The sequence below is a fragment of the Hymenobacter telluris genome (assembly GCF_017313265.1).
Taxonomy (GTDB): Bacteria; Bacteroidota; Bacteroidia; order Cytophagales; family Hymenobacteraceae; genus Hymenobacter; species Hymenobacter telluris.
The window spans coordinates 1-5,160 of the sequence record NZ_JAFLQZ010000040.1; the positions used below are offsets into that span (position 1 = coordinate 1).

General features: G+C 52.3%; 4 protein-coding genes. 1 reads left to right on the forward strand and 3 read right to left on the reverse strand.

What is annotated here, in order from left to right; translation table 11 throughout:
* Positions 1 to 429 precede the first annotated feature (429 nt).
* The 3 genes from J0X19_RS24620 to J0X19_RS24630 form a co-directional block, all read right to left on the reverse strand.
* Positions 430 to 780, reverse strand: coding sequence for a hypothetical protein (locus J0X19_RS24620; protein WP_206987075.1), 351 nt, complete (start codon positions 778 to 780; stop codon positions 430 to 432).
* The gene (locus J0X19_RS24625; RefSeq protein ID WP_206987076.1) at positions 780 to 1,571 is read right to left on the reverse strand and encodes a ParA family protein; all 792 of its coding nucleotides are present in this window, start codon (positions 1,569 to 1,571) and stop codon (positions 780 to 782) included. Before J0X19_RS24625 ends, J0X19_RS24620 begins: the two co-directional genes overlap by 1 nt.
* Positions 1,572 to 2,692: 1,121 nt before the next feature.
* The gene (locus J0X19_RS24630) at positions 2,693 to 3,091 is read right to left on the reverse strand and encodes a hypothetical protein (protein ID WP_206987077.1); all 399 of its coding nucleotides are present in this window, start codon (positions 3,089 to 3,091) and stop codon (positions 2,693 to 2,695) included.
* Positions 3,092 to 3,222: 131 nt separating this feature from the next.
* On the opposite strand from J0X19_RS24630, the gene J0X19_RS24635 reads away from it, so the two are divergent.
* Entirely contained in the window at positions 3,223 to 3,492 is a 270-nt protein-coding gene (locus tag J0X19_RS24635) for a helix-turn-helix domain-containing protein (RefSeq protein ID WP_206987078.1), read from the forward strand.
* The last annotated feature ends 1,668 nt before the right edge of the window (positions 3,493 to 5,160 follow it).

The following is a 5,160-nucleotide window of genomic DNA, read 5'->3' on the forward strand; positions in this document are numbered from 1 at the left end:
CTATCTCGCCCCCAATCACTTCGAAACCAACTTTCAAACTGCGTCCCAACTCTGTGCGGCTTAGCTAGACCACCTCATATCGACTAAAGCCTAGACTTCGGTATCTTGAGGCGACAACCCACCACTTGCATCAGGTAGCAACTGGCTGTGCAGTTCCTGCGGATAATGACGTAGAGCCAGGATGTAGATTAACACTTGCTACCGAAAATACTGTAAAGCCTAGTGCGATTAAAGCGTACTACTGCTGTCAGGTCTATAACAGCAGTAGCTCATGGTGCTGCCGCCAGAATATTAAGAGGGCAGCTTGTCTTGTCTAGTTTTAGTCAACTATATGTAAAGCATACCACAAGGTTAAAAAATAATAGCAGAATACATCTTGTTGTATTAATGACAATATGTATTGCTAGCAATATGAGGTCTTGCTAAGTCCTATTTTTTTCTTAGCTTATCCCGGAGCTTAGCTGCCGCTTTTGGTGGAAGTGGTTGGTGCGCTTGGGGCTTATCAGTGAGGTAAGCCCGTAGTGCTGCGTCCAGAATCTCCTGTAGTTCGGCTTCAGCATGGTGCTCGTACTGCCGAAGCATCACGTACACATCCGGTTTAAGTTGGTTGGTGAAGATGACGCGCGTTACGGCTTCTCCCTCTGCCGTGGTCGTATCAGCAGTAGTAGGGAAACGCGCTGGAGCAGGCACCGGCGTACCAAAAAGGTGCGCATCAATGGAAGGAGCCGCGGCTGGTATGGGCACTAGTGGGCGACTACCGGTTAGTTTAGGCTTTTTCATTACGAGAGGCGGCTTAAAATTTCGTCGGTAAGAGCTGCATAATCGGCTGCTCCAGAGGAGGACGGAGCATAATCGTATACGGGTTGCTGCATGCTCTGCGCTTCGGCTAGGGCAATGTTTTCCCGAATCGTCTGGGTTAGTACCAACCCCGCTAGGCTCTGGTCTTCTAGTAAGTCGCCGGCATACTGCTTATGCAGTGCTCGGCGATATGTAGGCGCGTACTTGGTAAAAAAGATGCCTCCTACCCGTAACCGCTCGTTGAAGTTTTGTCGAATGCGTTCCACCATTTCTAGTAGCGCCGCCATACCCGCGCTACCGAATAAGTCTGGAACCATGGGTACAAAGACTGCGTGACTAGCAGCCAGAGCAGCCAGTGTCAGTGGTCCTAGACTCGGGGGGGTGTCAAGAACCACGTAGTCATACTGATTGGCTAGGCTAGCGAGCTGACGTTTGAAGAAAAAGATGTAGTCCGCCTGCGTGCCGAATATTTTTTCCTGCTGGCCCATTAAGCGGTTGGCCGCTACTACCTCCAGAGAGCGGGTAGGATGCGGACGCTGGCTCAGCGTAGCAAGGGTATGGGCACTGGGCCGTCCGTCGGGAGCGTCCAACAGGGCGTCACCCAAATGACCGCGGGCTGGATCAGTTCCCAGCGTGAGCGTGGCATTGGCCTGCGGGTCGGCGTCGATAAAGAGGACCGAATGACCGAGGGCTGCGAGGCGGTGCGCAACTCCAAGCGCGGAAGTGGTCTTGCCTTGCCCGCCCTTGTTGTTGGCAAACGTTAGAATCTGCATGGGATACGGGATTAATACCTGGCAAATATATCGTCCTTTAACCAGATAGCAATACGTATTTACAACAAGATCTACAGATATAAATTGATAAATACAGTAAGACGGCTTACTAGCAAGTAGTATTACTGTATTTATCAATTTATATCTGTACTATTTGTTCCCTGCTTTAGCTGAAAAGCTAGATAGGGCGTTCCGTAGCCGATCCTAGAACGCCCACCTACAATTGTTGGAAGCCTACTTGTGTACCAAGCGGCCCTTGCAATAGAGCGTAGCGAACACATCTAGGTAAATTCGTTGCGGGCTGTTGCGCCAGCAATGGAGAGCCGGTTCGTATTTGAGTAGTAGAGCACGTATCGGCCTAGCGTTTGGCTAGGGGTCGCGATAAGGTTCCGAATCCAGCGTACGTAAAAGCGCACCATATTCTTGGTGCACTTTGCGGGTGAGGTAGCCCGATAACGGGACTAAATGGCCCAGCGCGGATACTCTGCCCTGCTCGCTTTCGTGATGCACCGACTCGAACAGCACTGTGATGATGGCCACCACACGGGCCAATCGCTGGCGTGACGTGGCGGGTGATGGTAACACCTTGAGTTGTCATTCGCTAGGCGAGCACTAGCACCGCATAGCCTTACGTGGTCGAAGGCCATTACCCTTTTTGCAGTCGCGTTTTCACTTCTGCGAATACCCCCCCCTTCGACTTGGAGTCTTAATCAATAGGGGAACGTAAGGGGACCCATTTTTTAGCCCTACCAAGAAAACGGAAGGGGAGGGGAGGGGGAGGAAACACTTAACTATAATTGCATATTTCCTCCCATACGCCGCCCCCTAGGAGAAATCTCGCTGCCAATCTTGGATGGATGCGCAGTGGCGATCACACCCATCACCTACCACTTGCTGCTCGACTCGGTGATGCTTAGTACCGGGTAGCTACCGTATGCTCCCTCGCTGGCCTCTCTCGCCTGATGGGAACAACACGACTGGCACCTATTACTACTAAGGCGTTCCCTACCGCCGCTGGAGTAGCACCCTGCCCAGGCTGCTTGTTCGCTAATGTTACTCAGGTACTATTTACCATCGGTTATTCAGCTAGGTATTGCTGCCCTCTGGTCACACGGCTATTATTAATTTTTGGTGAGTCTCCCACCTATGCTGTCTTTATCATCCCAATAGTAGGTATCAAGGTGATAAGTTATTACCAGTTGCCCTGATTCTTGTTCTGTGCTTACTATGCGATGTTCAATGTGAAGCGCCTTGGGCTCTTTCATTGCGGCACTATTCACTACAATAAAGTCTCCAATTACAGGAAGAGAGTTGGTCATGCGGAAGAACAGTTGCAGTTGCTGGCTTACCTCCAGGTAAGTCAGCTGCCATTCGGTCAAAAGCGCTTGTGCCGCTTTGTTTTTTGCTTTTGGCTGCTTATCTGTAAGGCCAATGTGTTTGCAAAGGGCAAATCGTAGGCGCTCTGACCAGCGTATCTGAATGGTCAAAGCAGGCGCAAGGGTGAGGAGAGTTGGATTCACAAGAAAAGCAGTTGTGTGTAGCAGCGAATGACTTACTGTAGAAGCGTTGCCTGCGTGAAAATAACTGATTTTCTTAAGATGGCATCTTTTTAGATGCCAGCGTGCAATAGATTGCGACTGAGCTTGCCAGCGTGAAAAATGCCGCTGGTATTGAGGCTTTTGGTCGCCATTTGCGCAAACTACGTGATGAACGTGGTTTAAGCCAACAAGCTTTGGCTGACTACGCGGATATTGCTAAGCCGACAATTCAGCGTATTGAGAAGGGGCAGGTAGGCGCAACATTAGATATTCTTCTGTCTCTATCTAAAGCCCTCAACCTACCCTTTCGAAACCTAATGGATGCACCTGATATTGATTTTCCATCTATATCTCAAGACGATCCTAAAAACAGGGCAACTTAGGAGCTTAGCAGAAGCCGCCGAAATCCGCGCGCACAAAGGCGCGCCATGTTCTCGCTGCACTCTATGGGATTTCGTGGCGCACAAACTTGAGTTATGCCCTTGGAACGGCCGACGCGCAGGCCAGACCGATGCTCGTCGCCTGCATGATGTGGCATATGATAGCTACTCCTTGAGATGTCATGAGCAGGCCGAATAACGTGGGCAGGCAGTAGCGGCGCGCAACCTTGCGTGGTCGAAGGCCACTACCTTTTTTGAGATTTTGTTTTCACTTCTGCGAATACCCCCCTTCAACCTGAAATCGTACCCAATAGGGGAGCGCAGGGGGACCCATTTTTTAGCCCTACCAAGAAAACGGAAGGGGAGGGGGGGGGGCAGGAAATACTAGCAACTGCTGTATGCTCCCTCGCTGGCGTCTCTCTCTTCTGATGGGAACAGGTAGCCCACGACCTACACCTAGTACCACTAAGGTGCTCCCTACCACCCCTGGAGTAGCACCTTGCCCAAGCAGCTTGTTCGACCTGAGAACACGATCCAGGCCACGCATAGTATTTTGCTCCTAGTCACCGTCACCGTTCTAGCGGCTGCTGAACTCTATTCGCAAGAGCAGGCGCTTATCCTGTTCCTCTTCCAAAGGGCCTGGCCTCGTACCCAATAGCCTGAAAACCCCACGCTCCCCAACGTGGCTCTATAGCGTTAACCAACTGCGAGTGAGGTAGCAAAAGAACGGCAACCGTCCCCAAACGGATGCCCAAACCCGGTCAACTGGCACCAACCAGCCCCTCAGCCAAGGGCTGCGGGTGTTCGTCCGCAAGTAAAACGCTACTAGATGGTTACCAAAAGTCGCTCTATAGCGTTAACCAACCGAGTAATTCCAGCTTTCCCGGGTGATGTATCGTCCGCTTAACAGTGCGCCTAGGCAACCAGCGCCCAAAAGTGCACAAGCTTTTTGCCGGAGCCGCAGTAGGAGCAGCTTGCCTGCCCTGGAAGATGCCTGGCCAAGCAAAGGGACGGATGACCCATCGCGCCGAGCGTACCAGCAGCGGGTCGCAGTCGACCACCCGTGCGCACGGTGCAGCGCAACGGGTGCCGAAGCACGAGCTGCTTCCTGCTGAAGCGGCAGTACCCGCTGCGGCCTACCCACGTGGCCCCTCTCGGCAGCGCGCTGCATAATGCCGTTCTAGGAAGCCACTAGGAGTACATATACCCTGTACTCTGTATTTCATCTTTTAAGGTGGTATCAGGCCACGCATCGTAACTTCTGCTGTAGAGTACGCCGATCAAGGCCTGAATGATTGCCTATGGGGCTTAAATAGCCTATGCGTGGCTGCTCCTTACTGCCGCTCTTACCCACCAGCTCTTGCTGCGGGTAGGCGAGCACCCGCGCTGGCTATGGGCTACCGAAACTCCTCACCCGAAAGGGACCGCCTTGGGAAATAACCTGAGCCCCCGCGGACGACGCTTCGCATCGTGCCCAGCGGGTTGCGTGTAGTGGGCTCTTACTTCGCGTGGTCGCCCTCCCCTTTGCGCGCCCCTTTTTGGGGGGGCTGGGTACCCCCGTTTTCCTGGCTTATACTTATAGCGTCAATCAAAATGAGGTGGTCTAGTTAAGCCGCACAGAAACAGGACGTATATTTCCTGAGTCATGAGCACAAAAAGCAGCAAGTCCAC

Bases quoted from the DNA above. Each gene is read 5' to 3' on its own strand.
- J0X19_RS24625 (WP_206987076.1), bottom strand. From the start codon at position 1,571: ATGCAGATTCTAACGTTTGCCAACAACAAGGGCGGGCAAGGCAAGACC.
- J0X19_RS24620 (WP_206987075.1), bottom strand. From the start codon at position 780: ATGAAAAAGCCTAAACTAACCGGTAGTCGCCCACTAGTGCCCATACCA.